The organism is Janibacter terrae, from assembly GCF_039636765.1.
In the GTDB taxonomy this organism is placed as follows: domain Bacteria; phylum Actinomycetota; class Actinomycetes; order Actinomycetales; family Dermatophilaceae; genus Janibacter; species Janibacter terrae.
Window position 1 is genome coordinate 504,596 of the sequence record NZ_CP144167.1, and the last position, 25,799, is coordinate 530,394.

A 25,799-nucleotide genomic window follows, 5' to 3' on the forward strand; every position below is an offset into this window, starting at 1 on the left:
CACCGCACGGTGGGACCTCCCCTTCGTCGTGCGGGGCTCAGGCCTTGGTGTCACCCTCGGCCGGCAGGTCGCCACCGAGGTGCTCGGTGGACAGATCGGTGCCCTCGGAGGTCCCCGAGACGGACGGGATGGACGAGTTGTCCGCCCAGTCGCGCGCGGAGCTCCAGGCGTCGCTGCCCTCGGCGGCGTCGGCGTCCGCGCTCTGGGCGCGGGCCTCCGGGGAGTCGTCGACCGGGGCGGCCGGGGCCGCCAGCGGGTCCTGGTCGAGCGCCGTCGGCGCGGCCAGCGGGTCGCTCTCCGGGGCGGGCGCGCTGTCGGACTTCTCCGAGAGCGGAGCCGCGGCCGGGGCGGCGACGGTCGACTCCCGACCGGTCGTCGGGGCCTTGTACGGGTCGCCGGCGGGGACCGCCCACGGGTCCTTCTTCGGCGCCTGCTTCTGCTTCGCGACGAAGGCGGCGATGCCACCGGCCACGAGGGCGAGGAGCAGGAACTTCAGGCCACGACGCTTCGTGCGGGGCGGCTCCCCCTTGGCGGCGGCGAGGGCCATGTGGGGGTCCCGCTCGTCACGCAGGGCGGTGACCACCTCGGGCGCGCGGGTGGCGGCCTCGTCGGCGGCCTTGCGGCCGGCAGCGACACCGGCGGCGGCCAGGGTCGTCGCGGTCGCGGTGACCTTGGGCAGCACGTCGTCCACGAGCGTGTCGCGCAGGTCGTGGACCTCCTTGCCGGCCTTCTTGCCCCGCTTGCGCGCGGCCTTCTTGCCCTTCTGGGCGTCCTTGACGGCCTGCTTGCGCGCCTCGTGGGCCTGCGCGCGCAGCTCGGCGGCGTGCGCGGCGGCGCTCTCGCGGGTGGCGGCCGCCTGCTCGGTGGCGGCGGCGCGCAGCACGTGGGCCCGCTCGGCACCCGTCTCACCGTGCTCGGCCATCCTGTCGATGATCTCGTGGACCTTCAGGGATGCGGACTCGGCGGTCTCGTGGGCGCGTACGCGCCCGGTCTCGACCTTGTTGTTCTGCTTGAACACTCTTCCTCCTGCGCAGTCGGGTACCTCCCCCATCCTGCACCGGATCGGCGGACAGGGAAACCGAGGAGGCGTGGGGGGCGCCACATCCCCCCTTCGTCCGTGTCTACGATGGTCGTCATGAAGGCGATCCTGCACACCAACCACGGCGACATCTCCATCGAGCTGTTCCCCAACCACGCTCCCAAGACCGTCGACAACTTCGTCGGCCTCGCCACGGGCGAGAAGGAGTACACCGACGACGCCGGTCGCTCCAACCCCACGAAGTTCTACGACGGCCTGGGCTTCCACCGGATCATCCCCGGCTTCATGATCCAGGGCGGCTGCCCGCTGGGTCAGGGCGTCGGCGGCCCCGGCTACGCGTTCGACGACGAGATCCACCCGGACCTGACCTTCGCCAAGCCGTACCTGCTCGCCATGGCCAACGCCGGCAAGCAGATGGGCCGCGGCACCAACGGCTCCCAGTTCTTCGTCACGGTCGGTGAGACCCCGTGGCTCAACGGCAAGCACACGATCTTCGGCGAGGTGTCCGACGGCCCGAGCCGCGAGGTCGTCGACAAGATCGCCGCCGTCCCGACCGGTGCGATGGACAAGCCGGTCGAGCCGGTCGTCATCGAGTCCGTCGAGATCGTCAAGGACTGATCCACGATGTCGCAGCCGCCGTCCGGCGTGCCGGGCGGCGGCTCCGGCACCGACGTCCCCGTCTGCCCGCGTCATCCCGACCGGGTCACCTACATCCGGTGCCAGCGGTGCCGGCGCCCCGTCTGCTCGGAGTGCCAGCGCAGCGCCGCGGTCGGTGTCCAGTGCGTGGACTGCGTCCGCGAGCAGGCGAGGGCGGACCGCCCCCGGGTCACGGTCTTCGGTGGGCGCGCCGGCGCCTCCGCCGAGAAGCCGTACCTGACGATGGGCATCATCGCCGTCTGCGTCGTGGTCTGGGTCGGTGAGCTGGTCTCCCCGCGGGTCTTCCAGGAGGTGGCCTTCGCTCCGGCGATCGGCGCGAGCGAGCCGTGGCGGCTGCTCACCTCGGCCTTCGCGCACAGCCCCAACCAGCCGATGCACATCATCTTCAACATGCTGGCGCTGTGGCTGGTCGGCGGCTACCTCGAGCGGATGCTCGGCTGGGCCCGCTACCTCGCGATCTACCTCGTCACCGCCCTCGCCGGCTCGGTGACCTGGCTGCTCTTCCAGCCCGTCGACCCCTTCGACCCAGAGGCCTACGTGCCGGTCGTGGGTGCCTCGGGCGCGGTCTTCGGGCTCTTCGCGGCGGTCATCGTGCTCAACAGGCACCTCGGCCGGGACAGCTCGGCGATGGTGGCGACGATCGGCATCAACGCCGTCATCGGTTTCCTCGTGCCCAATGTCGCCTGGCAGGCGCACCTCGGCGGCCTCGTCGCCGGCGGCGTCATCGCCGCGGCCCTGGCGCTCTCGCGCACCCGACGGCAGCCGGTGATCGCCTGGGTGGGGATCATCGGCGTGCTCGTGGTCGTCCTGGCCCTGGGGATCGGCAGGTACGCGTTGTCCCCAGCCCCGGTGCTCGGTCCCTTCGCCTGAGGCCCCCGGTCGACGGACCCTGTGAAACCGGGGAGTTACACCGATGTCATTTGTCCCCAGCTGTGAACAAGCCTGTGGATAACCCGGGTTGTCCACAGCACGTGTGGACGACGAGAGGCCGCACCCGCGGTGAGCGGGTGCGGCCTCTCGTCGTGAGCGAGGGCGGGCGGCTACTTCCAGCGCGTCGTCATCGCGAAGCCGGCGAGGATGAAGGCGAAGCCCGCGCCGAGGTTCCAGCGACCCCATGACTCGACGGGGTACTGCTCCTGCGAGATGTAGAAGGTCACGACCCAGACCAGGCCGATGAGCATCAGGCCGAGCATGACCGGGGTGAACCAGCCGGGGTTGCCCACGCGCTGCGCCTTGACCTTGTGCCGCGCCCTGGCCTCGGCGGCGTCGACCTCGCTCTGGGCGGTGGCCCGCTTGCGCGGGTCGCCGGAGCGCTCGGCGGCGCTGCGGGTGGTCTTCCTGGCGGAGGTGACCGCCTGGTCGGTCGTGTCCTTCGCGTCGTCGGCCGACTTCGCCACTGGGTGCTCCTCGAGGTTGTGCGGGTTCGTGGCCTAGCGTAGAGGTCGAGACCGTCGTCACCGATCGAAGGGGGGTCCCCGCCGTGCGGACCTGGCTCACGCACCGCCCGAGCCGGTGGTCGGCCCTGGTGCCGGTCATCGCCGTCGGCGCCGGCCTGCTCTTCGCGACCTCCAGCACGACCGCGCGGGGCACGGACCTGCGCAGCGAGGCGACCGGGCTGCCGGATGTCATCCGGGAGCGCACCATCGACAACGAGCGCTCCGGCCAACGGGTCGAGGCGCTGCGCTCCGACGTCGACCGGTTGACCTCCGACGCCGCCCCCGGCAGCTCCCGCCTGCGGCAGATCGACCGCACCACCCGCGCCAACGCCGCCCCGGCGGGGCTCACTGCGGTCCAGGGCCCCGCCCTCACGGTGACCCTCGACGACGCTCACCTCAAGGCGAGCGAGGTCCCCGAGGGGTTCACCGTCGACGACGTCGTCGTGCACCAGCAGGACGTGCAGGGCGTGGTCAACGCGCTGTGGCGCGGCGGCGCCGAGGCGATGCAGATCATGGACCAGCGCGTCATCTCCACGAGCGCCGTGCGCTGCGTCGGCAACACCCTCATCCTCCAGGGTCGGGTGTACTCGCCGCCCTTCACCATCACCGCGATCGGCGACCCGGACGAGCTGCAGCAGGCACTGGACGACGACCCGGCCGTGAGCATCTACAAGCAGTACGTCGACGCGGTCGGCCTGGGCTACGAGGTCCAGCGCGATGACGACAAGGAGCTGCCCCCCTTCGCCGGTCGGACGAGCCTGGAGCACGCCCGGCCCGTCGCCGACAACGAGTGAGGGACATACTGTGCCGGTGAGCCAGATCCTCGTCGTCGACAACTACGACAGCTTCGTCTTCACGATCGTGGGCTACCTGCAGCAGCTCGGCGCGCAGACCACGGTCGTGCGCAATGACGCACTGGGCCCCGGTGACGGCGCGGACTTCGACGGGGTGCTCGTCTCTCCGGGCCCCGGCACACCGGAGGGTGCGGGCGTGTCCATGGCGATGATCGAGGCCTGCGCGGAGCGCGCCCAGCCGATGCTCGGTGTCTGCCTCGGCCACCAGGCCCTCGGCGTCGTCCTCGGCGCCACCGTCGGCCGCGCGCCCGAGCTGCTCCACGGCAAGACGAGCCGGGTGCTGCACGACGGGGCGGGGGTCCTCGCGGGCCTGCCGTCCCCCTTCACCGCGACGCGGTACCACTCGCTGACGATCGACCCGGCGACGGTGCCGGACGAGCTGGTGCCGACCGCCCACACGCAGTCCGGCGTCATCATGGCGGCGCGCCACCGGGACCTGCCGCTCCACGGGGTGCAGTTCCACCCCGAGTCGGTGCTCACCGAGGGCGGCCACCGCATTCTCGCCAACTGGCTCGCCCTGACCGGCGACGCCGACGCCGTGGGCCGCAGCGCCGGCATGTCCCCGCTCGTGCGTGACGTCGAGGGCGTCGCGCGCGCCGTCGCCGCCGGCTGAGCGGCAGGGCTGCTGTGGGCGAGCCCCGCGTCGGTCCGCTCGACCGGCTGCAGCGGCGCCACTCCGTGCTCGGGTTCCCGATCGGGGTCGTCTACAAGTTCTTCGACGACTTCGGCGGGTACCTGTGCGCCCTGCTCACGTACTACGGCTTCCTCTCGCTCTTCCCGGCCCTGCTGCTCCTGTCGACGGTCGTCGGATTCGTGCTCCGCGACCAGCCCGACTGGCAGCAGGCGATCCTCGACTCGGCCCTGTCGGAGTTCCCGATCGTCGGCGACGAGCTCGCCTCGACCGGCACTCTCGGGGGAGGGCCGCTCGGCCTGCTCATCGGTGGGTTGGCCGCCCTCTACGGCGGGCTCGGCGTCGGCCAGGCGCTGCAGTACGCCAGCAACACGGCGTGGATGATCCCGCGCAACTCTCGGCCCAACCCCTTCGCCAGCCGGGCGCGCGGGCTGCTCCTGCTCGTCGTGGCCGGCGTGACGATCGTCCTGACCACCGGCCTGACGATCTACCTCAAGCAGGTCGTCGCGGGCGGCTACGCCGGGTGGGCGATCACCATCGCCTCGGTCGTGCTCAACACGCTCGTCTTCGGGGTCGTCTTCGTCATCGCGACGACCAGGCCGCTGGACCTGTGGGACGTGCTCCCCGGCGCGGTCCTCGCGGCGCTCGCGTGGCAGGGGCTGCAGACCGTGGGGGCCTTCTACGTCAGCACGGTCATCGAGGGGGCGAGCAACCTCAACTCGGTCTTCGCCATCGTCCTGGGCCTGCTCGTCTTCCTCTACACGATGGCCGTGGTGACGATGCTCTGCGTCGAGGTCAACGTCGTGCGCAAGGAGCACCTGTGGCCGCGGGCGCTGCTCACGCCCTTCACCGACCAGGTCGTGCTCACCACCGCCGACCAGCGGTCCTACTCACGCCACGCGGAGGCGCAGCGTCTCAAGGGTTTCCAGCGGATCGACGTCTTCTTCGACGAGTCCCGCGGTCACGACGACCCCGCGGAGTGACCTCGTCGGGGTCATGGGCTCCGGTTGGGGCTCGCGGGGGACTGGGTCGTGCTGCTGGTCGGCGGGCCGGTCGGTCGCGGCGTCGTGGACGACGGCGTGAGCGGGTCGGACGTGGGGCTCGTGGACGTCGGGCTCGGCTCAGTCGTCGGTGAGTCGGTCGTCGTCGGCTCCGTGGTCGACGTGGTCGACGAGGGCGTGGTCGACGTGGGCGTGGGCGTCTCGGTGACCGTCGCCGTCGTCGTCTGCCCCGGGGGCCGCGCCACGACGAGCGTGACCGTGCTGCCCTGCTTGACCTTGCCGGGGCCGGGGCGCTGCGAGAGCACCGTGTCGGGCTCCTCGCCCGACTCCTGCGACTCGCGGACGACCTTGAGGTTGAGCCCGAAGATCTCGCGCGTCGCGTCGTCCACCTGCTGCCCGGTGTAGTCCCCGAGCTCGACGTTGCCGCTCGCGACGACGAGGTCGACCTCGCTGCCCGCGGCCACCGACTCGGCCGGCCCCGGCGAGCTGGAGATCACCCGGTTGGTCGTCTGGTCCGGGCTGTCCTCCTTGGTCACCGTCCCGAGCTCGAGCCCGGCGGCCTCGAGGTCGCGGGTCGCCTCGGCGAGGCCCTTGCCGGACAGGCTCGGCACCGGTACCTGGTCCGGGCCGCTCGAGGCCACGAGCGTCACGGTCTCGCCCTCGGGCAGGGTGGTCCCCTCCCGGGGGTCCTGCTCGAGCACCTCGCCCTTCGCGGCCTCGTCGGCACGCTGCTCGACGTCGACCTCGAGCCCGACCTTCTCGATCGCGGCCGTGGCCGCGTCCACGTCGCGGCCGACGACCCCGGGCACGGTGACCTGGACGACGTCGGGTCCCTGCGCGGCGTCCCAGGCGAACCACCCGAGCAGCGCGAGTGGGATGAGCAGGAGGGCCGCGAAGACCCACCCCAGCCGCCCGCTGCGCCGTCGCGGCTGGGTCGCGGGCATGGAGGCGGTGTCCGGGTCGGTGCGCGGCACGGGTACCGCTCGCGGCGCGGTGAGCGGGATCGTCGCGGTGGCCGCCTCGAGGCTGTCGGTCGCGACCGGGCTGATCGGCATGCCGCCGCGGTAGGCCTTGAGGTCCTCGGCCATCGACCGCGCGTCGGTGTAGCGCTCGTCGCGGTCCTTGGTGAGCGCGTGGTGGACGATCGCGTCCAGCTGCGGCGGGACGTCGGGGTTGATCGACGAAGGGAGCGGGATGTCGGCGTTGACGTGCTGGTAGGTCAGCGAGATCGGCTCACCGGTGTACGGGGTCCGTCCCGTGAGCAGCTCGAAGAGGAGGCAGCCGGTCGAGTAGACGTCGCTGCGCTGGTCGACCGTCTCGCCGCGGGCCTGCTCGGGGGAGATGTACTGGGCGGTGCCGATGACGGCCTGGGTCTGGGTCATCGTGGCCTGGGTGTCGGCGAGGGCGCGCGCGATGCCGAAGTCCATGACCTTGACGCTGCCGTCGTCGGTGACCATGACATTGCCCGGCTTGATGTCGCGGTGGACCATGCCCATCTCGTGGCTGTAGGCGAGTGCCTCGAGGACCGCCTGGACGATGCGCGCGGCCTCGTCGGGATCGAGGTAGCCGTGCTCGGAGTCGTTGAGCAGCTCGCGCAGCGTGTAGCCGTCGACGAGCTCCATGACGATGTAGGGGATGTCGAGGGCGGCCCCACCGGCCTCGGTGTGCCGGTCCTCGCCCGAGTCGTACACGGCGACGATCGAGCGGTGGTTGAGCCCGGCGACGGACTGGGCCTCGCGGCGGAACCGGCCGAGGAAGGCGGCATCCCGGGCGTGGTCGGTGCGCAGGATCTTGATCGCGACGGGTCGACCGAGCCGGGTGTCGTGACCGAGGTGGACCTCGGCCATGCCGCCACGGCCGATGAGCTCACCGACCTCGTAGCGCCCGCCGAGCAGGCGGGGTGCTGACGTGCTCATGCGCTCTCCCTCGGCGAGGTGCTCGGTGTGTCCGGGTGACCGGTGTGGTCGGGGTCGTCTGCTGGGCAGGTCACTGGAGGGCCGCCTTCATCACGGCCGCGCTGATCGGCCCGGCGACCGAGCCCCCGTAGCCCTCGTTGCCCGCCCGGCCGCCCTCCTCGACGACGACCGCGACGGCGATCTGCGGGTTGTCGGCCGGGGCGAAGGCGGTGAACCACGCGTGCGGCGCCTCGTCGTCCGCGTGCTCGGCGGTGCCGGTCTTGCCGGCGACGCTGTAGCCGGGCACGGCGCCCTGGGTGCCGGTGCCCTGCTCGACGACGAGCTTCATCATGTCGGTCAGCTGGTCGGAGGTCTCCGGCTCCATGGCCCTGGACAGCTGCTCGGGCTTGGTCTCGTCGATCTTCGACAGGTCCGAGCCGAGCACCGACTGCACGAGGTGCGGCTTCATGACGACGCCGTCGTTGGCCACCGCCGCGGTCACCATCGCGACCTGCATCGGGGTGACCCGCACGTCGTACTGGCCGATGCCGACCTGGGCCTCCTGCGGCGGGCTGAGCTCCTCGGGCACGGTCGACGGCGTGACGCTCATCGGGATGTCGAGGTCCTCGCCGAAGCCGAACTTGCCGGCCTGCTCGCGCACCGCGTCGCCGCCGAGCTCCATGCCGAGCCAGCCGAAGGCGGTGTTGCACGAGTCCTGCATGGCGACGGCCAGGGTCACCTTGTCGTCCGGCCCGCAGGCGCCGGGGTGCGAGTTGGGCAGACCGACGTCGGTCTGGGGCAGGTCGAGCACGGCGGGACCGGGGATCGAGGAGTCCTCGGACCAGCGACCGTCCTCGATGGCCGCGGCGGCGGTGACGATCTTGAAGACCGACCCCGGCGGGTAGAGGTTGCCGCCGATGGCCCGGTTGACGAGCGGGCGTGCCGGGTCGCTGTTCAGCGAGTCCCAGGCCTTCTTCTCCGTGGCGGGGTCATGGCTCACCAGGGGCGTCGGGTCGAAGTCGGGATGGGAGACCATCGCGAGCACCGCGCCGGTGCGCGGGTCGAGGGCCACGACGGCCCCCCGCTGGTCGCCGAGCGCCTCGTCGGCCGCCTGCTGCACCCTGGGGTTGATCGTCAGCTCGAGGCTGGCGCCCTTGGGCTCGCGCCCGGCGATCGTGCCGGTCACACGGTCGTAGAAGAGCTGGTCGTCCCGGCCGGAGAGCAGGCCGTCGGCGGCGCTCTCGATGCCACCACCGGGGCCGTAGGTGAAGGAGTTCCACCCGGTGACGTGGCTGTACAGCTCGGGCTCGCTGTAGCGGCGCTGCCACTGCAGGTCGTCCTGCGTCGGGGTGGAGCGCGCGATCGGCCGGCCGCCGAGCAGGATCTGCCCGCGCTCGCGGGCATAGCTCTCGAGCTGGGTGCGCCGGTTGCCGGGGCGGTCGTTGATGTCCTGGGAGCCGAGGACCTGGATCCACGTGCTCGACCCGAGCAGCAGGACGAAGAGCATCGCGACGAGCATCGACAGGCGGCGGATGGGCTGGTTCACCGGGCCTTCACCACCTGGGTCGGCTCGTCCATCGACGCCGGGTCGAACTCCGGCTCGGGGCGGCGGGCGTGGTCGCTGATGCGCAGCAGGATGGCGACGAGGGTCCAGTTGGTGAGGAGCGAGGATCCGCCGTAGGCGACGAAGGGGAGGGTGAGGCCGGTCAGCGGGATGACCCGGGTGACGCCGCCGATGACGACGAAGACCTGGATCGCGAGGACGAAGGTCAGCCCGGTGGCCAGCAGCTTGCCGAAGCCGTCCCGCAGGCCGATGGCCGAGCGCAGCCCGCGCTCGACGAGCAGCGCGTAGAGCATGATCAGCGCGAAGACGCCGATGAGGCCGAGCTCCTCACCGAGGCTGGTGAAGATGAAGTCGGACTCCGGCAGCGGGGTGAGCCAGGGTCGGCCGCGGCCCAGGCCGGTGCCCGAGATCCCGCCGGCGGCCATGCCCATGATCCCGGTGGCCAGCTGGCCGCACTGCTGCATGCCCTCCTCGGAGAAGGTGTCGGTCCAGCACAGGACGCGGGTCTGCACGTGCGAGGCGAACTGGTAGACGACGAAGGCGCCGGCCGCGGCCATCGTCAGGCCGAGGACGATCCACGAGACCCGCTCGGTGGCGACGTAGAGCATCGCGACGAAGAGCCCGAAGATCAGCAGCGTGGTGCCGAAGTCGTTCTCCAGCACGAGGACGGCGGCCGCCGCGAGCCAGGCGATGGCGAGCGGCCCGAGGTCGCGTGCCCGCGGGAAGCTGATGCCGAGGAACTTGCGTCCGGCGAGGGCCAGCATGTCGCGGGTCTGCACGAGGTAGCCGGCGAAGAAGATCGCGAGCAGGATCTTGGCGACCTCGGCCGGCTGGAAGGTGAAGGCGCCGAGCTTGATCCAGATCTTCGCGCCGTAGACGGAGTGGCCGAAGGGGGTGAGCGGCAGCGTGATGAAGAGCAGCGCGAAGAACCCGGCGGTGTAGGTGTAGCGCCGCAGCACCCGGTGGTCACGCAGCATGATCAGTACGACGAGGGCGATGGCGACACCCAGTCCCGACCAGATGAGCTGGCGCAGCGCGAGCCCCTCGCTGAAGTCTCGCCCTGCGGCCAGGTCGAGCCGATGGATCATCACCAGCCCGATGCCGTTGAGCAGCGTGACGATCGGCAGGATGATCGGGTCGGCGTAGGAGGCCCGCCAGCGCAGCACGAGGTGCACGACGAGCGCGATGGCCGCGAGCAGGCCGGTGTGGCCGAGCAGGTCCGGCGGGACCTCGCCGGACTCGGCGACCGAGACGTTGACGTAGGCGAGGATCACGACGCCGATGGCGAGCGCGGTGAGCAGCAGCTCGACATTGCGGCCGCGGGCAGGGGTGATCGTCGTGATGGCGCGCATCATCGGCCGCAGGGCTCCCCTGTGGCCCGCAGCTGGCCGCACTTCTCCGCGGCGACGCGCAGGCTCTCGACCCGCTGGTCGGCGGCGGAGCGCGAGTCGACGGAGATCGTCGCCTCGACCTCGTCGCGGTAGAAGGTGGGCAGCTCGGACAGCTGGATGTCGGTCGGGTCGACGGCCGAGCTCAGCGAGATCGGGCCCAGGTCCTCGGCCACGCCCCGGTAGACCGTGACCTTGCCGTCCTGCGCCCCGACGAAGTACTGCTGCTGGGTCCACGCGTACCCGGCGTACAGGCCGGCGCCGAGGAGCAGCACGACGACGAGCAGGCCGCCGAGCCGACGGCCCCAGCGCCCCCGGCGACTGGTGGCGCCCTCCTCGTCGAGCTCCACCCCTTCGTCCTCGTCGTCGGTGCGGGTGAGGGCGGCGGCCTTGCCGGCCGGGGAGGTGTCGACGCGCTTGCGCGGGCGGCGCAGGGCGGCGCTGCCGACCACCTGGGGCTGGGTGGACGGCGCGGACCCGGCCTCGACGACGTCGGCGACGACGACCGTGACGTTGTCGGGCGCCCCGGCGCGGATGGCGAGAGAGACGAGGTCGTCGGCGGTCCGGCCGGGGGCCGCGCCGGCGGCGAGGATCTCCTCGATGGTGTCGCGGGCGACGAAGCCGGAGAGGCCGTCGCTGCACAGCAGGTAACGGTCGCCGAGGCGCGCCTCGCGGGCGCCGAGGTCGGGCTCGTCACCGTCGGCGCCGGTGAGCACGCGGGTGACGACCGAGCGCTGGGGGTGGGTGCTCGCCTCCTCCTCGGTGATGCGGCCCTCGTCGATGAGGGTCTGCACGAAGGAGTGGTCCTTGGTGATCTGCGTGACCCGCCCCTCGCGCAGGAGGTAGGCCCGGGAGTCGCCGATGTGGGCGAGGATCAGCTTGTTCCTCGCCCGCATGATCGCGGTGACCGTCGTGCCCATGCCCTCGAGCTCGCTGTGCTCCGCGGCGGTGCGGGCGATCTCGGTGTTGGCCGAGGTGATCGCACGGCTGAGCCGGGTCGAGGCCTCCGCGGCCGTCAGCGAGTCGTGGTCGATCTCGACGAGCTCGGTGATCGCGGTCGCCGAGGCGATGTCGCCGCCGGCGTGCCCGCCCATGCCGTCGGCGACGACGAGCAGGTGCGGCCCGGCGTACCCCGAGTCCTGGTTGTCCTTGCGGACGAGACCGACGTCGGAGCGCGCGGCGAAGTGGAAGGTCAGCGCCATCAGTTCCTCAGCTCGATGACCGTGCGACCGATCCGGATCGCGGTCCCGGTCTCGACGGGCACGGGGTCACCGACGCGGTACTGGCCGAGGAAGGTGCCGTTGGTCGAGCCGAGGTCCTCGACGTACCACCCGTCCTCGGCCCGGATGATGCGCGCGTGGCGGCCCGAGGCGAACTCGTCGTCGAGGACCAGGGCGCACTCGGGGTTGCGGCCGATGAGCACGCCGGAGTCGCGCAGCGGCAGGGAGGTGCCGGTGAGCGGGCCGGTCGTCAGGACGAGGTGGGTGGGCGTGCGCGGGTTGCGCGGCGCCCGGCGCGGCGCCTCGGCGCCGGCCTCGGAGCGGCTGGCGCGGCGCCCCTCCTTCTTGGGTGGGGCGGGGCGGCGGTTGACCACCCGCGTGCCGAAGAGGTCGGTGCGCAGCACGGACGCGACGGACAGCACGAAGACCCACAGGAGCACGAGCAGGCCGAGGCGCAGCACGGTGACCGTCAACTCGCTCAACTCTGGGCTCCTTGTGTGTGGGTGGCGCGACGCGTCAGCGACGGCCGGCGTGGAAGGTGGCGTGGGTGCGACCGACGGTGATCCGGTCACCGTCACCCAGCCGGACGGCGTCCGTGGGCTCGCCGTTGACGAAGGTGCCGTTGGTCGAGCCCAGGTCGCGCAGGTGTGTCACGAGGTGCGGCCCGTCGTGGGTGACGCGCACCTCGCAGTGGCGACGGGAGATGCCGGGGTCGTCGAGGACGACGTCCGCGCTCTCGTCGCGGCCGAGCACGGTCATCGCTGAGACGAGCGGGTAGCGCTCGCCGTCGACCTCGAGCCACGGGCGGTCCTGGACGGAGACCGGTGGCGGGGTCTGGCGCGGTGGCTGGGGGCGCTGCACGGAGGTCGGCGCCTCCTCGGGCACGCGCCGGGGCGAAGGGGGTCGCGGCACCGTCCGCTCGACGGCGGCGGCCGGGGCCGGGACGGGCTCGTCCGGCTCGTCGTCGAGGTCCCAGCCGCCGGAGTACTCGTCGTATGCGTCGTCGTCGCCGGCCTGCTCGTCGGAGTAGGCCCGCACCTGCTCGGCGCGGTCGACGCGCTGCCGGGCGGTGGCGGGGCGCACGCGGAAGACGCCGGTCTCGAGCTCCTCGTCCTCGTCGAAGAGGACCTGCAGCGGGCCTCCGGGCTGGTAGCGCTGAGACTCGGCGTGCTCCTGGGCGGCGGCGACGAGCTCGTCCTCGAGCTCCTCGTCGAACTCGGTGAGGCGCTCGTAGTCGCTCGGGGCGAGCTCGATGGTGAAGAGGTTGGGGACGATCGTGCGGCCGCGGCCGAGCATCGTGGCCCGGTCGTCCATGGCGCGGCGCAGCGCCGAGGCGAGCTCGAGCGGCTGGACCTCGGCGCGGAAGGCGCGCGCGAAGACACCGTTGACGGTGCGCTCCAGCTTGCGCTCCATGCGCTCGAAGAGGCTCACGGAAGCCCTCCTCCCTTCGCTCGGTCTGACCCTGCCCGCATGGACATGGGTGCGCCGATCCTAACTGCGGACGCTGGAGGATCGCTGGACCCGCGCCGAGGGGGGAGCGACGCGGGTCAGGACCCTGACGGCGCACCCAGCCGGGGACCCGCGACGACACGGACGGGACCGCGTGCCGTGCGGACGTCGACCGGCTGGCCGCCCTGGGTGACGACGAGGGTCCCGTCGGCGGCGAGGGCCGCGGCCACGGCACGGACCTCGTCCATGAGGTCGCGCCACCCCTGGCCGCCCACGGCGCGGGCGATGTCACTGGGGCACGCGCTGCGCGGGTCCCGGTGGCGCAGGAGCACCCTGAACGTGGCTGCGATGCGCTCGCGGCGCGCCTGGTCGTCGGCGTCCTCCCACCACGGGTGCCCGCGCTCACCGAGCGCGACCTTGGCGTCATGGACCCGCGGACGCGCCGTCCCGGGATCAGTGCGCACCGCCCGTCGCGCGGCCATGAGCTCGGAGACGAGCTCGGCGCGCAGCGCGTCGGGGATGGCGGGGTCGCTGGCCCGCCACCGCCGACCGTCGACGAGCACGTAGCGACCGTCGTCGACGTGCTCGACCCCGTCGCTCCCGTCGCCACGGTCCGAGCTCGACCCGTCCCGGGTGTGGTGCGGCATGCAGCCGACCCTAGTGCGGGTGGGCGGTCCGGGTCAGGCGACCGCCGAGCCCAGTCGCTCGCGGGCTCCCCGACCGCGTCGGGTCGCCTCGACGGTGCCCGTGAGCGCTCCGAGGCCGGTGCGGGCGCCGTTGCCGTAGAGCGTCTCGATCCCGCCGGCCGGCACGGCGAAGGTCTCGTGCCAGATGCCCACGGCCTCGGGCTGCCGGCGCGCGACGGCGTTGAACTTCTTCCACGCCGGCAGGTGCTTGGCGTCGGCCATGGAGGCGTAGCGGTAGAGCTGGTCGGTGCTGCGCCAGTACTGGACGACCCACGGGCCGCCGCGACCCATGAGCGTGTAGGCGCCCAGGAAGCCGAGGTCCTCGGCCTCCCCGCGCTCGGCGGCCGCCCGGTTGCGGGAGAGCTCGCCGATCATCTGCGGCATGGCGACGAAGGGGGCCCACCACAGGTCGGGCCGGTGCGGCTTGCGGATCGTCATGCCGATGTTGAAGACGACGACGTCGCCGTCGTGGGCGTGGGTCTCGTGGCGCATGGTCTCTCCCAAGAGGCTGGATAGTGATGGTATCCAGTATTGGGTACCGCTACTATCCAGCGCAAGAGGTGAGGCGCGTGAAGATCTCCGAGCTGGCTGCGGCCACCGACGTGCCGGTGGCGACCCTGAAGTACTACCTGCGTGAGGGGCTGCTCCCTCCCGGGGAGGCCCTGACGCGGACGAGTGCCGCCTACGGGCCGGAGCACGTCGAGCGCGTGCGACTGGTCCGCGCACTCATCGGCGTCGGCGGGCTGTCCGTCGCGACGACGAGGCGGGTGCTCACCGTCATCGACCAGCCCGGCACCGGCCGGGTCGACGTCCTCGGCGCGGCCCAGCGGGCGCTCCTGGGTGAGGAGTTCGTCGGTGAGCCGCCGCCCGCGGACGCGCCGGCGCCGGAGTCGCGGGCCCGCCGCTGGCTCGCGGACATGGGGTGGCGGGTCCACCCGCACGACCCGGTCATCGACGACCTCGACACGGCGTGGGCGGCCTGCGACGCCGCGGGCCTGGGCCTCGACGAGGAGCGGATGGCGGCGTACGCGGAGGGGGTCCTGCGGATCGCCCGGGCCGACGTCGACTCCGTCCCGCCGGACCCGGCCGGCGCCGTGCGCCAGGTCGTCCTCGGCACCGTCCTCGTCGACCCGGTCCTCGCCCCCCTTCGCCGCCTCGCCCAGCAGCACCTCGCGGTGAGCGAAGGGGGCTGACCCCCGGCCCGCGTCCACCGCTCCCCGAGGAGCCCTCGTCCACCGCTCCCTGAGGAGCTTGCGCAGCAAGCGTCTCGAAGGGCCCGGCTCGCCCCCCCACCCACCGCTCCCTGAGGAGCTTGCGCAGCAAGCGTCTCGAAGGGCCCGACTCACGCCCCCGCACCCACCGCTCCCTGAGGAGCTTGCGCAGCAAGCGTCTCGAAGGGCCCGATCACCCGCTTTGGGATTCCGCCAGGTCATGGGGCACAATGAGACGGCTCACGCGCCCATGGTGCGGGGCATCACTCATTGCGCGAGTGGCGGAACGGCAGACGCGCTGGCTTCAGGTGCCAGTGTCCGAAAGGGCGTGGGGGTTCAAATCCCCCCTCGCGCACAGTCCGAAGGGCGTCGCACCACATGGTGCGGCGCCCTTCGTCGTGCGGGGCGTGCGCGTCAGGTGGGATCGATCGGGGTGAAGCTCCCGCGGGCGCGCTCGATGACCTCGCCGACGTCGAGCAGGCGCTCGTCGTCGAAGCGGCGCCCGATGAGCTGGACCCCGGTGGGCAACCCCCCGACCACCCCGGTCGGCACGGCCAGCCCAGGGACACCGAGCAGCGGGAGCGACATCATCGGCCACTGGATGTCCATGCACCGCCGCATGCCCTCGGCGCTCTGGATGTCGGCGTCCTGGAGCATGACCTCGTCGGCCGAGACGGGCGTGAGGAGTGTCGGGTACTCCTCGAGGACGGTGCTCAGCTTGCGCATCAGCTGGCCCCGGCGGGCATAGCCCGCGATGTAGTCGTGCAGCGTGGGCTCGGTGCCCCACCACTCGGCGGACCCTTCTTGATAGAAGAGCGCGGCTCGCTGCATCGCCTCGTCGCCGACTTCCCGCACCAGCGGCATGATGGTCAGGAACTCCCGCAGCACGAGGAGGTACCAGATGCGGTAGGCCTCGGCGAAGAGCGGCAGCTCGACCTCCTCGACCTCGTATCCCGCCGCCTCGAGGTCACGGCCCGCCTGGGTCAGGGCAGCATCGACGGACGGGCTGGGAGTGACGACGCCGGGGTCGCGCAGCAGCCCCACGCGGCGAGCGTTCGGAGACGGAGCAGGCGTCGGGTTGCCGGCCACCTGCCACGGGTCCCGCGGGTCCCGACCGCTCATGCCGTGCAACCCGAGGCGAACGTCACCGACGGTGCGAGCGTGCGGCCCGTGGACCGCCATGGTCTGCACCGACAGCGTCTCCGGTGGGTCCCCGGCCGCCGTGCCACCAGATACCAGGCCGGGCGTGGGGCGCAGCCCGACGGTCCCTGTGGCGTAAGCGGGGTAGCGGACGGAGCCGCCGATGTCGTTGCCGTGCCCCAGGGGGAGCATCCCCGAGGCGACGGCTGCGGACGACCCACCGCTTGAGCCGCCGGGTGTCCGTCCGGCGTCCCAGGGGTTGAGGGTCCGTCCGTGCAGGTCGTTGTTGGAGAACCAACGGAAGGCAAAGGCGGGCGCGTTCGTGCGGCCCACGAGGAGGGCGCCGGCATTGCGCAGGCTGGCGATCACGGGCGCGTCCTCCTCCGCGACCGCCTCCGCCCAGGCCACGACCCCTTGGGTCGTGGCGTAGCCCCGCTGCTCCGTGTTGATCTTGGTGGCGACGGGGATCCCGTGCAGGCAGCCGTGGGCCTCACCGGCGGCCCTCGCCGAGTCGGCCGCCTCTGCGGCCGCGCGCGCCTCGTCGGGCCGGACCTCGACGAGAGCGTTGAGTCGGGGGTTGACGGCCTCGATGCGGGCCAAGCAGCTGTCGACCAGCTCTCGCGAGCTGGCCTCACCGGAGTCCAGGAGGTCGCGCATCCTCGTCGCAGGGAGCGTCCAGAGTTCATTCGTCATCGTTGACACCTACTCGCTCGGGAGATCTTCGCGATCATCGTGCGCCCACGACGACGAGGAGAGGAAGGTCGCTGCGTGCCATGACGACGGCACTCAGCGACCTTGCCCTCGGGGAGGTTCTACGCTGGCGCAGTCCGCTGTTCTCCAGAGTGGGAGGGCCATGTCAACGGTCGAGCAGGTCGATGCCGGGACGATCGTCTCCGACTACCTCGTCGGGTCGGTCGGGGTTGATCGCGTCCTCATGACGGCCACGGGCAGAGGCCGCGCCGGGACCCGGTTCACCGGTGACTTCACCTCGTGGGAGGCCGGCAGCCTGGCCGGCTGTGATGTCGCCGGCGAGGGCCCGACTCGCGCCTCCGCGCGGTGTCGATGGCCCTCGGGCGTCCACGTCGTCGGTGCGCTCGTCGACGGATCTGCCGAGTACACCGACGACACGGTCAGCCGCTCCCTCCTCCCGGCGTCCGTCCTCATCTACCCCGGCGATGCCCCCTTCGTCTTCGACTTCGACGACGTGTTCCGTTACGTCGTCGTCACGGTGACCGCACAGGACCTGGGGGTGACGAAGGGGAGCATGGAGCGGCTCGCCCGCCCGCGCGTCGTCGAGCCGTCACCCTTCGCCGGCGCGCTCGCCGCGCTCATCGGGAGCTCGGCGGCCTGGGCCTCCCGCACCCCGACGGCGACCGCGGGGCTGGGTGACGAGATCCGCAGCCTGCTGCAATGCATGGCTCGCTTCTCCGACGAGCAGTACTTCGGCGTCGGGGTCCACGCCCGGCACGCGGTCGTCCTGGAATGGATCGAGCAACACCTGGCGGACCCGACTCTGGACCACGAACGGATCGCGGCGGCGCACCACATCTCGATCCGCCAGCTGCACCGTCTCTTCGCCGAGCTCGGCATCACCTGCCGGCGCTACGTCCTCCGCCGACGGCTGGAACGGGTGCGCGCGGACCTCGTCGGGACGCAGCTGTCCCTGGGGGAGATCGCGATGCGATGGGGTCTCGGAGACTCCACGTACCTGTCCAAGGCCTTCAAGGCCGAGTACGGGGCCAGCCCGAGCGAGGCACGGCGACACGCGTCTCCCCGGGACCGGCCGAACGAATAAACACGGCTCGATTTGTGAATTAAATGCTCGGGGAGAAGACTGACCGCGCCGGTGCAGGTGAGCGTGATCCGGCCGGGTCACGCCCTCCACCGAGGTGGTGCGAGAGCCGTGCCACCGCTCCAGGAGGTCGTCCGTGCTGTCACCCGAGTCCGCCGAGATCGTCCGGTCGACGTTGCCCGTCATCGGCGCCAAGATCGACGAGATCACCCCGATCTTCTACCGCCGGATGTTCGCCGCCCACCCCGAGCTGGAGCGCGATCTCTTCAACCGCGGCAACCAGGCCCAGGGTGACCAGCAGCGGGCGCTCGCCGGTGCCATCGCTGCCTACGCGACCCTCCTCGTCAGCTCGCCGGAGAGCGACGTCGACGGGCTCCTCTCGCGCATCGCGCACAAGCACGCCTCGCTCGGCATCGCCCCGGACCAGTACCCGATCGTCCACCGGCACCTCTTCGAGGCGATCGCCCAGGTGCTCGGCGACGCGGCGACGCCCGAGATCGTCGCGGCCTGGGAGGAGGTGTACTGGCACATGGCCCACGCCCTCATCCGGATCGAGCAGGGCCTCTACTCCCGCTTCGGCGTCGAGCCGCACGAGGTGTGGCAGGAGCTCGTCGTCACCGCGCGCCACCACGAGTCGCCCGACACGGTCGCCTTCACCGTCGCCCGGCGCGACGGGACGCCACTGCCGCAGGCTCTGCCGGGCCAGTACGTCTCGGTGCAGGTCCCGCTGGCCGACGGTGCCCGCCAGATCCGCCAGTACAGCCTGACGGGGGCGCCCGACAGTCCGACGTGGGGCTTCACGGTCAAGGCGATCCGCGCGAGCGAGGCCGCCGGGCTCCCGGCCGGCGAGGTCTCGACGTACCTCCACGAGGAGGTCTTCGAGGGCGACACGCTGCGCGTCTCGCTCCCCTTCGGCGACCTCGTCCTCGAGGAGGGCAGCGACCCGGTCCTGCTCGTCTCCGCGGGCATCGGCTGCACGCCGATCATCGGGATGCTCCACCACCTCGCCCGGGAGGGCGCCGACCGGCCTGTCACCGTCCTGCACGCCGATCGTTCGCCCGCGCGCCACGCCCACCGCCGTGAGCTCGCCGACCTCGTCGGCCGGATCGACGACGCGCGGCTGCACCACTGGTACGAGGACCTCGGGTCGCGTGCGGCGACCGAGACCGTGCGGCACGGCCGCATCGACCTCGCGTCGGACGACATCGACCCCTCCGCGGAGGTCTACCTCTGCGGTCCGCTGCCCTTCATGGAGTCCGTCCGCGGGCAGCTCGCCGAGCGCGGCGTCCCCGAGGAGCGGATCCACTACGAGGTCTTCGGACCGGACACCTGGATCCCGCACGTGGACACCGCCGGCGTCTGAGGACCACGACGACGAAGGGGGCCGCACCAGCGGGTGCGGCCCCCTTCGCCCTCGTCGTGCGGCAGAGTCGGGGCATGACGTACACGACGATCACGCACGACCTCGACGACGGGGTCCTCACCGTCACCCTCGACCGGCCGGAGCAGCTCAACTCCTTCACGCCGCAGATGGCCGAGGAGCTGGAGCGGACCTTCCGGGAGGTCAACGACGACGACGCGGTACGCGCGGTGGTCGTCACCGGCGCCGGGCGCGCATTCTGCGCCGGGATGGACCTGGGGGCGGAGGGCAATGTCTTCGGGCTCGACGAGACGATGAGCCCGTCGCTGGCGGACATGGACCGGCTCGAGGACCCCGCGCTCATCGCGGGCGTGCGCGACACGGGCGGCCGCGTGACGCTGGCGATCCACGACTGCCGCAAGCCGGTCATCGCGGCGATCAACGGCCCGGCCGTCGGCATCGGCGCCACGATGACCCTGGCGATGGACGCCCGCCTGGTGTCGAGCAAGGCCAGGGTCGGCTTCGTCTTCGGCCGCATCGGGATCGTGCCGGAGGCCGCGTCGAGCTGGTTCCTGCCGCGCATCGTCGGGCTGCCGACCGCCCTCGACCTCGTCCTCTCCGCCGACATCCTCGACGCGGACGCGACGGTCGCCGCGGGGCTGGCGGACGGCCCGCACGCGCCGGACGACCTGCTCACGGCGGCCCGCGCGCTCGCCGACCGGTGGACGAAGGGGAGGTCCCCCGTCGCCGTCGCCCTCGCGCGGCAGATGCTGCGGCGCAATGCAGCCCAGGACCACCCGGCCGAGGCGCACCGGATCGACTCGCTGGCGATGTTCCACACGAGCATCGGTGACGGCAAGGAGGGCGTCGCGGCCTTCCTCGAGAAGCGGGACCCGCAGTTCACCGGGCGGGCCTCGCAGATGCCGGACTTCTACGACGAGTGGATCGGCGGGTGAGCCACGCGTGGCCGGGGCCCACCCGCGGGTGGCGACGGCTCAGGCGCGCGCCGGCCGGTAGGTCAGGTGCGTGACGAGCGACGTCGCGCGGACCGACACCCGCTCCATCCGCTGGGCCGGCACGCCCTCGAAGAGCCGCTCGCCCGCCCCGAGGATGCTCGAGGTGACGTGCAGGCGCAGCTCGTCGAGCAGGCCGGCGGCGAGGAACTGGTTGACCGTGCTCGCCCCGCCGGCGACGGAGATGTTGCGGTCGCCGGCCGCCGCACGGGCCCGACCGAGCGCGACCTCGATGCCCTCGGTGACGAAGTGGAAGGTCGTGCCGCCCTCCATCCGGATCGGCTCGTGGGGGAAGTGCGTGAGCACGAAGACGGGACCGTGGTACGGCGGCTCATCACCCCACCAGCCGCGCCAGTCGCGGTCCCACTCACCGCGGACGGGACCGAACATGTTGCGACCCATGATCGTCGCGCCCGCGTCGAGGATCGCGTCGACCTCGGCGCGGTTGCCCTCGTAGTCCTGGAGCATCCACGCGTGGAGCGCGCCGTCCTCGATCTCGCCCATGGGCGCGGCCTCGCTCTGGTGAGGCCCCGCGGCGAAGCCGTCGGCGGAGACCGCGATGTCGGTGCAGACGATGCCCACGGCGCCGCCCCCTTCGTCTCAGATGAACTCGAGCGGGTCGAACTCGTCGATCTCGATGACCCGGACGCGCGGCAGCCGGCTCCTGAAGGCCGAGACGTCGTACTCGAGGTCGAAGAACTCCATGCCGTCGACCTGCCGCAGCCCGTTCGCCATGAACTCGCCGAAGCCGACGACGCCGATGCGGCGCTCCTCGTCCCGCGCGAGCGCCTCCATCTGCGGGGTGAAGTCGTTGTCGTGGCTGACGAGCATGACGTCTGCGTCGCGCTCCAGGAGCGCCTCGGCGGTGCGCTGGATCGCGATGTCGACGACCTTGCCCTCGCCGCGCAGCGGCACGGGCCGGTAGCCCATGGCGAGCAGCGCCTGGACGAAGGAGGCGGGCAGCTCACCGGCGACGGCGAGGAAGAACAGGCCCTTGACCGGCTGGTCCCACGCGGTCTCGGTGTACTCCAGCAGCGTGTTCCACCGCGGGCGCTCCTGCGGCTCCGGACGGCGGCCGAGGACGGAGACCCCCAGGGTCGCGTCGATGTTTTCCCCGTCGACGAGGAGGTACGTGGTGCGCTCGGCCATGCCCGGACCTTACTGTGGGTCGGGTCGGCGCGTCTGCCGGCACGACGACGAAGGGGAGTGAGCCGCCCGTGTGCATGCCGGTCCGGTGCCCGAGATGTGGCAAGACGACGTGGAGCGGGTGCGGCGAGCACGTCGCCCAGGTGCGGGCGCAGGTGCCCGCCGACCAGTGGTGCCAGTGCCCGGAGAACGCCGATCCCGACGCCTAGCTAGTCGAGGGTGATGCGGACCTTCGGAGGCTCCCCCTCGGCGCCGGCGAGCTGCCACAGCCGCCCGAGGGTCGGCTGCAGGAGCCAGGCGCCGATCTGCCGGACGAGGACGGTCACGGCCTGCTCGGTCACGGGCACCCGGCTGCGGGTGACGCCGTGGTCGCGCAGGGTCTGGGTCTGGGCGACCGTCTCCTGGACGAGCTTGCGGGCCAGCCCGACGTCGCCCGGCTCGGGGGTGACGACGACGCGTCGCAGGTAGTCGACGACGTCGGGGTTGCCGGCGAACATCCGGGCGATGGCGCGGTCGCGGGCCGCCGCGATCTCGGCGGTGCTCCCTTCGAGCGGGACCGAGGCGAGGGCCTCGCGGAACCGCAGCACGACGAAGTCGTCCACGGCCTCCCGCAGCCCGTCCTTGCCCCCGAAGTGGTGCCCGACGAGACCGGGTGCGACCCCGGCGGAGCGGGCGACCTCACGCAGGCTCGTCGCCCCGACGCCACGCGCCGCGAAGAGCGCGAGGGCCGTCGCGCGGATCCGCTCGCGCGAGTCGGTCGCGGGTGAGGTCACGGGGCTCCCTTTTGCTCGTCGTGTGAACTGTCGGACACACCATTGCACAAGTGTTCAACGCGTGCGTAGGGTGCGCAGCAGATCATCCCCCCGTGACCCGAAGGAGCCGGCCATGCCCGAGCAGCCCCAGGCCGTCATCTACGACGCCGTCCGCACACCCCGTGGGAAGGGGAAGTCGTCCGGCTCCCTCCACGAGGTCAAGCCGATCGACCTGACCGTCGGTCTCCTGCACGCGCTGCGGGAGCGCAACCCCGGGCTGGACGCCGCGCAGGTCGACGACCTCGTCATGGGCATCGTCTCGCCGGTCGGCGACCAGGGCGCGGTCCTCCCGCGCATCGCCGCGCTCAAGGCCGGCTACCCGGAGCCGGTCGCGGGCGTGCAGCTCAACCGCTTCTGCGGCTCCGGCCTGGAGGCCGTCAACCAGGCGGCCTCGCGCGTGCGCTCCGGCTTCGAGGACCTGCTCATCGCCGGTGGCGTCGAGTCGATGTCGCGCGTGCCCATGGGCAGCGACGGCGGCGCGTGGGCGCTGGACCCGCGGACCGCGCTCGAGACCGACTTCGTCCCGCAGGGCATCAGCGCCGACCTCATCGCGACGATCGAGGGCTACGACCGCGCCGAGGTCGACCGCTTCGCCGCGCAGTCCCACGAGCGCGCCGCGGCGGCGTGGGCGGGCGGGTACTTCGACCGGTCCGTCATCCCCGTCACGGACGCCAACGGCATCACGATCCTCGACCGCGACGAGACGATCCGCCCCGGCACGACCGCCGAGTCGCTCGGCGGGCTGCGCCCCTCCTTCGCCGCGATGGGCGAGCAGGGCGGCTTCGACTTCGTCGCCACGGAGAAGTACCCGCACGTCGACCAGATCAGGCACGTGCACCACGCCGGGAACTCCTCGGGGATCGTCGACGGCGCGGCCCTGCTGCTCGTCGGCAACGAGCGCGTCGGCGAGGAGATGGGCCTCACCCCCCGCGCCCGCATCATCTCGACCGCCGTCATCGGCTCCGAGCCGACGATCATGCTCACCGGTCCCGCGCCCTCGTGCCGCAAGGCGCTCGACCGCGTCGGCATGACCGCCGGGGACATCGACCTCGTCGAGATCAACGAGGCCTTCGCGGCCGTCGCCCTCAAGCTCATGCGCGACATGGGCTGGAGCGAGGAGCAGACCAATGTCAACGGCGGCGCGATCGCCATGGGCCACCCGCTCGGTGCCACGGGCGCGATGATCCTCGGCACGCTCGTCGACGAGCTCGAGCGCCGCGACCTCGAGCGCGGCATCGCCACCCTGTGCATCGGCGGCGGCATGGGTGTCGCGACCGTCGTCGAGCGCGTCTGACCCCCCTTCGTCACGGACAGGAATCGAAGAACAGCCATGAGCGAGAACATGATCCGGTACGAGCGCGACGACGAGGGCATCGTCACCCTGACGATGGACGACCCCGGCGCCGGCGCCAACACCATGAACGACACGTACACCGCGGCGATGGGGGAGACCGTCGACCGCCTCGAGGCCGAGCGCGACGAGATCACCGGCGTGGTCCTGACCTCCGCCAAGAAGACCTTCTTCGCCGGCGGCAACCTCACCGACCTGCAGTCGGTCACCCCCGAGAGGGCCGGCGAGTTCTTCGCCGGCATCGAGCGCATCAAGTCCCAGCTGCGCCGCCTCGAGCAGCTCGGCACGCCGGTAGTCGCCGCGATCAACGGCACCGCCCTCGGTGGCGGTCTCGAGCTCGCGCTCGCGACGCACCACCGCATCGCCGTCGACGACCCCGGGATCAAGCTGGGCCTGCCCGAGGTCACCCTCGGGCTGCTGCCGGGGGGCGGCGGCGTGACGCGCCTCGTGCGGATGCTCGGCATCCAGGAGGCGCTCATGGGCTGGCTGCTGCAGGGCCAGCAGTACGCCCCGGCGCAGGCGCAGGCGAAGGGGGTCGTCGACCAGCTCGTCGCCACCCGCGAGGAGCTCGTCCCGGCCGCCAAGCAGTGGCTCCGCGAGCACCGCGACGACGAGAGCGCGGCCGTGAAGCCGTGGGACGTCAAGGGGTACAAGATCCCCGGTGGCACCCCGTCGGTCCCGAAGTTCGCGGCCAACCTGCCGGCCTTCCCCGCCAACCTGCGCAAGACGCTCAAGGGCGCCCCGACCAGGTCGCCCCGCGCGATCCTCGCGGCGGCCGTCGAGGGCGCCCAGGTCGACTTCGACACCGCGAGCCGCATCGAGTCGCGCTACATCACCGAGCTCGCCGCCGGTCGTGAGTCGACGGCGATGATCCAGGCCTTCTTCTTCGACCTGCAGGCGATCAACAGCGGCAAGCTGCGCCCGGCGGGCGTCGAGAGGCGGACGGTCGGCCGGGTCGGCATCCTCGGCGCCGGCATGATGGGTGCCGGCATCGCCTACTCCGCCGCGATGGCGGGCATCGACGTCGTCCTCAAGGACGTCTCGGTCGAGGGCGCAACGCGCGGCAAGGGGTACTCGGAGAAGCTCCTCGCCCGGCGGGTCGAGCGCGGCAAGCTCTCGGACGACGCCGCCAGCGCCATCTTGGCGCGCATCACCCCGACGGCCGACGCGGCGGACCTCGCCGGCGTCGACGTCGTCATCGAGGCCGTCTTCGAGGACTACGAGCTGAAGAAGCAGGTCTTCACCGAAGTTGAATCAGTGGTCGAGTCCGATGTGCTGCTGTGCTCCAACACCTCGACGCTGCCGATCACCTCGCTGCAGGAGTTCGCGACCCGGCCCCGGGACTTCATCGGCCTGCACTTCTTCTCCCCGGTGGACAAGATGCAGCTCGTCGAGATCATCCGCGGTGAGCAGACCTCCGACGAGGCGGTCGCCCGCGCGGTCGACCTCGTCCAGCAGATCCGCAAGATCCCCGTGGTCGTCGGCGACGGCCGCGGCTTCTACACGAGCCGGGTCTTCGGCACGCTGATCCTCGAGGGTGCCGTCGCGGTGGCCGAGGGGATCGACCCGATGGTCGTCGAGCGGGCCGCGACGAGCGCCGGCTTCCCGGCGCCGCCGCTGGCGATGCTCGACGAGGTCTCGTTGACCCTCACCCAGCACATCCGCGCGGAGGCCGAGAAGGCCGCTGCCGCGGAGGGCAGGACCCTGACCAAGGGCCCGGGCGAGGAGCTCATCGACAGCCTCGTGGCCGAGGGGCGCAAGGGCCGCGCCGCAGGCGCCGGCATGTACGACTACCCGGCGGATGGCCCCAAGGTGCTGTGGCCCGGCCTGCGCGAGCGGTTCGCGAAGGGGACGCAGGTTCCGATGCGCGACCTGCAGGACCGGTACCTCTTCGTCATGGCGCTGGAGACCGCGGGCTGCTTCGAGGACGGGGTCCTCACGGACGCGGAGTCGGCCAACATCGGCGGCATCTTCGGGATCGGCTTCCCGCCGCACACCGGTGGTCCGGCGACCTTCATGACCAACTACGAAGGGGGCCTGGCCGGCTTCGTCGCCCGGGCCGACGAGCTCGCCGACACCTACGGCGAGCGGTTCCGCCCGTCGGCGTGGCTGCGCGGTCGCGTCGCCACCGGCACCCTGGTCGACCAGGCCTGA

General features: G+C 72.0%; 25 protein-coding genes and 1 tRNA gene. 12 read left to right on the forward strand and 14 right to left on the reverse strand.

The window, feature by feature from the left end; genetic code table 11:
• Positions 1-37: 37 nt before the first annotated feature.
• A complete protein-coding gene (locus tag V3C34_RS02530; RefSeq protein WP_346007984.1) occupies positions 38-1,018 on the reverse strand; it encodes a hypothetical protein in 981 nt (326 codons plus the stop codon).
• A gap of 117 nt (positions 1,019-1,135) precedes the next feature.
• Here V3C34_RS02530 and V3C34_RS02535 point away from each other — a divergent pair, with 117 nt between their 5' ends.
• Both V3C34_RS02535 and V3C34_RS02540 read left to right on the forward strand, forming a co-directional pair.
• A complete protein-coding gene (locus V3C34_RS02535; protein WP_068329278.1) occupies positions 1,136-1,657 on the forward strand; it encodes a peptidylprolyl isomerase in 522 nt (173 codons plus the stop codon).
• A 6-nt stretch (positions 1,658-1,663) separates the two neighbouring features.
• Positions 1,664-2,566, forward strand: a complete 903-nt coding sequence (locus V3C34_RS02540; RefSeq protein ID WP_068327547.1) for a rhomboid family intramembrane serine protease — start codon at positions 1,664-1,666, stop codon at positions 2,564-2,566.
• A 170-nt stretch (positions 2,567-2,736) separates the two neighbouring features.
• Here V3C34_RS02540 and V3C34_RS02545 read toward each other — a convergent pair whose 3' ends face one another.
• Positions 2,737-3,093, reverse strand: coding sequence for a cell division protein CrgA (locus V3C34_RS02545; protein WP_082807681.1), 357 nt, complete (start codon positions 3,091-3,093; stop codon positions 2,737-2,739).
• A gap of 83 nt (positions 3,094-3,176) precedes the next feature.
• On the opposite strand from V3C34_RS02545, the gene V3C34_RS02550 reads away from it, so the two are divergent.
• Genes V3C34_RS02550 through V3C34_RS02560 form a run of 3 tightly spaced genes read left to right on the forward strand, consistent with a single transcriptional unit; the run spans position 3,177 to position 5,600 of the window.
• The gene (locus V3C34_RS02550; protein WP_068327545.1) at positions 3,177-3,926 is read left to right on the forward strand and encodes a DUF881 domain-containing protein; all 750 of its coding nucleotides are present in this window, start codon (positions 3,177-3,179) and stop codon (positions 3,924-3,926) included.
• Between the two features lie 16 nt (positions 3,927-3,942).
• On the forward strand, positions 3,943-4,599 hold the full coding sequence (locus V3C34_RS02555) for an aminodeoxychorismate/anthranilate synthase component II (RefSeq protein ID WP_068329276.1): 657 nt from the start codon (positions 3,943-3,945) through the stop codon (positions 4,597-4,599).
• A 14-nt stretch (positions 4,600-4,613) separates the two neighbouring features.
• On the forward strand, positions 4,614-5,600 hold the full coding sequence (locus V3C34_RS02560; RefSeq protein WP_338539072.1) for a YihY/virulence factor BrkB family protein: 987 nt from the start codon (positions 4,614-4,616) through the stop codon (positions 5,598-5,600).
• Positions 5,601-5,611: 11 nt separating this feature from the next.
• Here the strand turns inward: V3C34_RS02560 and pknB are convergent, their stop codons facing one another.
• From pknB to V3C34_RS02600, 8 genes are all read right to left on the reverse strand, one after another.
• Positions 5,612-7,534 (reverse strand): Stk1 family PASTA domain-containing Ser/Thr kinase, encoded by a 1,923-nt coding sequence (gene pknB, locus V3C34_RS02565; protein ID WP_068327539.1) that lies wholly within the window; start codon positions 7,532-7,534, stop codon positions 5,612-5,614.
• 70 nt (positions 7,535-7,604) lie between these two features.
• Entirely contained in the window at positions 7,605-9,059 is a 1,455-nt protein-coding gene (locus V3C34_RS02570; protein WP_068425332.1) for a peptidoglycan D,D-transpeptidase FtsI family protein, read from the reverse strand.
• Positions 9,056-10,429, reverse strand: coding sequence for an FtsW/RodA/SpoVE family cell cycle protein (locus tag V3C34_RS02575; protein WP_068329274.1), 1,374 nt, complete (start codon positions 10,427-10,429; stop codon positions 9,056-9,058). Before V3C34_RS02575 ends, V3C34_RS02570 begins: the two co-directional genes overlap by 4 nt.
• Positions 10,429-11,667 (reverse strand): Stp1/IreP family PP2C-type Ser/Thr phosphatase, encoded by a 1,239-nt coding sequence (locus V3C34_RS02580; RefSeq protein WP_068327532.1) that lies wholly within the window; start codon positions 11,665-11,667, stop codon positions 10,429-10,431. The genes V3C34_RS02575 and V3C34_RS02580 overlap by 1 nt, the downstream gene beginning before the upstream one ends.
• Entirely contained in the window at positions 11,667-12,167 is a 501-nt protein-coding gene (locus tag V3C34_RS02585) for an FHA domain-containing protein FhaB/FipA (RefSeq protein ID WP_068327529.1), read from the reverse strand. The genes V3C34_RS02580 and V3C34_RS02585 overlap by 1 nt, the downstream gene beginning before the upstream one ends.
• Positions 12,168-12,201: 34 nt before the next feature.
• A complete protein-coding gene (locus V3C34_RS02590; protein WP_338539070.1) occupies positions 12,202-13,116 on the reverse strand; it encodes a DUF3662 and FHA domain-containing protein in 915 nt (304 codons plus the stop codon).
• Positions 13,117-13,232: 116 nt separating this feature from the next.
• Positions 13,233-13,781, reverse strand: a complete 549-nt coding sequence (locus V3C34_RS02595; protein ID WP_068327523.1) for a DUF3253 domain-containing protein — start codon at positions 13,779-13,781, stop codon at positions 13,233-13,235.
• A 33-nt stretch (positions 13,782-13,814) separates the two neighbouring features.
• Complete coding sequence (locus tag V3C34_RS02600) at positions 13,815-14,312, reverse strand: DUF4188 domain-containing protein (protein WP_346007985.1); 498 nt, start codon at positions 14,310-14,312, stop codon at positions 13,815-13,817.
• A gap of 77 nt (positions 14,313-14,389) precedes the next feature.
• Here V3C34_RS02600 and V3C34_RS02605 point away from each other — a divergent pair, with 77 nt between their 5' ends.
• Positions 14,390-15,013 (forward strand): MerR family transcriptional regulator, encoded by a 624-nt coding sequence (locus V3C34_RS02605; protein ID WP_346007986.1) that lies wholly within the window; start codon positions 14,390-14,392, stop codon positions 15,011-15,013.
• Between the two features lie 290 nt (positions 15,014-15,303).
• Positions 15,304-15,386: transfer RNA gene (locus V3C34_RS02610), tRNA-Leu, on the forward strand.
• Positions 15,387-15,445: 59 nt separating this feature from the next.
• On the opposite strand, the gene V3C34_RS02615 is transcribed toward V3C34_RS02610, so the two are convergent.
• Positions 15,446-16,864, reverse strand: coding sequence for an amidase (locus V3C34_RS02615; protein WP_068327516.1), 1,419 nt, complete (start codon positions 16,862-16,864; stop codon positions 15,446-15,448).
• Between the two features lie 160 nt (positions 16,865-17,024).
• Here V3C34_RS02615 and V3C34_RS02620 point away from each other — a divergent pair, with 160 nt between their 5' ends.
• The 3 genes from V3C34_RS02620 to V3C34_RS02630 all read left to right on the forward strand — a co-directional run bounded on the left by V3C34_RS02620 (position 17,025) and on the right by V3C34_RS02630 (position 20,279).
• Positions 17,025-17,966 carry an AraC family transcriptional regulator gene (locus V3C34_RS02620; RefSeq protein ID WP_346007987.1) on the forward strand — a complete coding sequence of 314 codons (942 nt, stop codon included), beginning with the start codon at positions 17,025-17,027 and terminating at the stop codon, positions 17,964-17,966.
• Positions 17,967-18,099: 133 nt separating this feature from the next.
• Complete coding sequence (locus V3C34_RS02625; protein WP_068327508.1) at positions 18,100-19,326, forward strand: globin domain-containing protein; 1,227 nt, start codon at positions 18,100-18,102, stop codon at positions 19,324-19,326.
• 74 nt (positions 19,327-19,400) lie between these two features.
• Positions 19,401-20,279 carry a crotonase/enoyl-CoA hydratase family protein gene (locus V3C34_RS02630; protein ID WP_068327504.1) on the forward strand — a complete coding sequence of 293 codons (879 nt, stop codon included), beginning with the start codon at positions 19,401-19,403 and terminating at the stop codon, positions 20,277-20,279.
• Between the two features lie 39 nt (positions 20,280-20,318).
• On the opposite strand, the gene V3C34_RS02635 is transcribed toward V3C34_RS02630, so the two are convergent.
• The 3 genes from V3C34_RS02635 to V3C34_RS02645 all read right to left on the reverse strand — a co-directional run bounded on the left by V3C34_RS02635 (position 20,319) and on the right by V3C34_RS02645 (position 22,255).
• On the reverse strand, positions 20,319-20,918 hold the full coding sequence (locus tag V3C34_RS02635; protein ID WP_346007988.1) for a dihydrofolate reductase family protein: 600 nt from the start codon (positions 20,916-20,918) through the stop codon (positions 20,319-20,321).
• A gap of 18 nt (positions 20,919-20,936) precedes the next feature.
• The gene (locus V3C34_RS02640; protein WP_068425319.1) at positions 20,937-21,485 is read right to left on the reverse strand and encodes an NYN domain-containing protein; all 549 of its coding nucleotides are present in this window, start codon (positions 21,483-21,485) and stop codon (positions 20,937-20,939) included.
• Between the two features lie 206 nt (positions 21,486-21,691).
• Positions 21,692-22,255: a TetR/AcrR family transcriptional regulator gene (locus V3C34_RS02645; protein ID WP_068425314.1), complete on the reverse strand. Its 564-nt coding sequence runs from the start codon at positions 22,253-22,255 to the stop codon at positions 21,692-21,694.
• Between the two features lie 112 nt (positions 22,256-22,367).
• Between V3C34_RS02645 and V3C34_RS02650 the strand changes: the two genes are divergently transcribed.
• On the forward strand, positions 22,368-23,588 hold the full coding sequence (locus tag V3C34_RS02650) for an acetyl-CoA C-acetyltransferase (RefSeq protein WP_068327493.1): 1,221 nt from the start codon (positions 22,368-22,370) through the stop codon (positions 23,586-23,588).
• A gap of 36 nt (positions 23,589-23,624) precedes the next feature.
• Positions 23,625-25,799 (forward strand): 3-hydroxyacyl-CoA dehydrogenase NAD-binding domain-containing protein, encoded by a 2,175-nt coding sequence (locus tag V3C34_RS02655; RefSeq protein WP_346007989.1) that lies wholly within the window; start codon positions 23,625-23,627, stop codon positions 25,797-25,799.

Bases quoted from the DNA above. Each gene is read 5' to 3' on its own strand.
- pknB (WP_068327539.1), bottom strand. From the start codon at position 7,534: ATGAGCACGTCAGCACCCCGCCTGCTCGGCGGGCGCTACGAGGTCGGT.
- V3C34_RS02655 (WP_346007989.1), top strand. From the start codon at position 23,625: ATGAGCGAGAACATGATCCGGTACGAGCGCGACGACGAGGGCATCGTC.
- V3C34_RS02595 (WP_068327523.1), bottom strand. From the start codon at position 13,781: ATGCCGCACCACACCCGGGACGGGTCGAGCTCGGACCGTGGCGACGGG.
- V3C34_RS02535 (WP_068329278.1), top strand. From the start codon at position 1,136: ATGAAGGCGATCCTGCACACCAACCACGGCGACATCTCCATCGAGCTG.
- V3C34_RS02580 (WP_068327532.1), bottom strand. From the start codon at position 11,667: ATGGCGCTGACCTTCCACTTCGCCGCGCGCTCCGACGTCGGTCTCGTC.
- V3C34_RS02640 (WP_068425319.1), bottom strand. From the start codon at position 21,485: ATGGCCGAGCGCACCACGTACCTCCTCGTCGACGGGGAAAACATCGAC.
- V3C34_RS02615 (WP_068327516.1), bottom strand. From the start codon at position 16,864: ATGACGAATGAACTCTGGACGCTCCCTGCGACGAGGATGCGCGACCTC.
- V3C34_RS02575 (WP_068329274.1), bottom strand. From the start codon at position 10,429: ATGCGCGCCATCACGACGATCACCCCTGCCCGCGGCCGCAATGTCGAG.
- V3C34_RS02540 (WP_068327547.1), top strand. From the start codon at position 1,664: ATGTCGCAGCCGCCGTCCGGCGTGCCGGGCGGCGGCTCCGGCACCGAC.
- V3C34_RS02600 (WP_346007985.1), bottom strand. From the start codon at position 14,312: ATGCGCCACGAGACCCACGCCCACGACGGCGACGTCGTCGTCTTCAAC.
- V3C34_RS02650 (WP_068327493.1), top strand. From the start codon at position 22,368: ATGCCCGAGCAGCCCCAGGCCGTCATCTACGACGCCGTCCGCACACCC.
- V3C34_RS02620 (WP_346007987.1), top strand. From the start codon at position 17,025: ATGTCAACGGTCGAGCAGGTCGATGCCGGGACGATCGTCTCCGACTAC.
- V3C34_RS02630 (WP_068327504.1), top strand. From the start codon at position 19,401: ATGACGTACACGACGATCACGCACGACCTCGACGACGGGGTCCTCACC.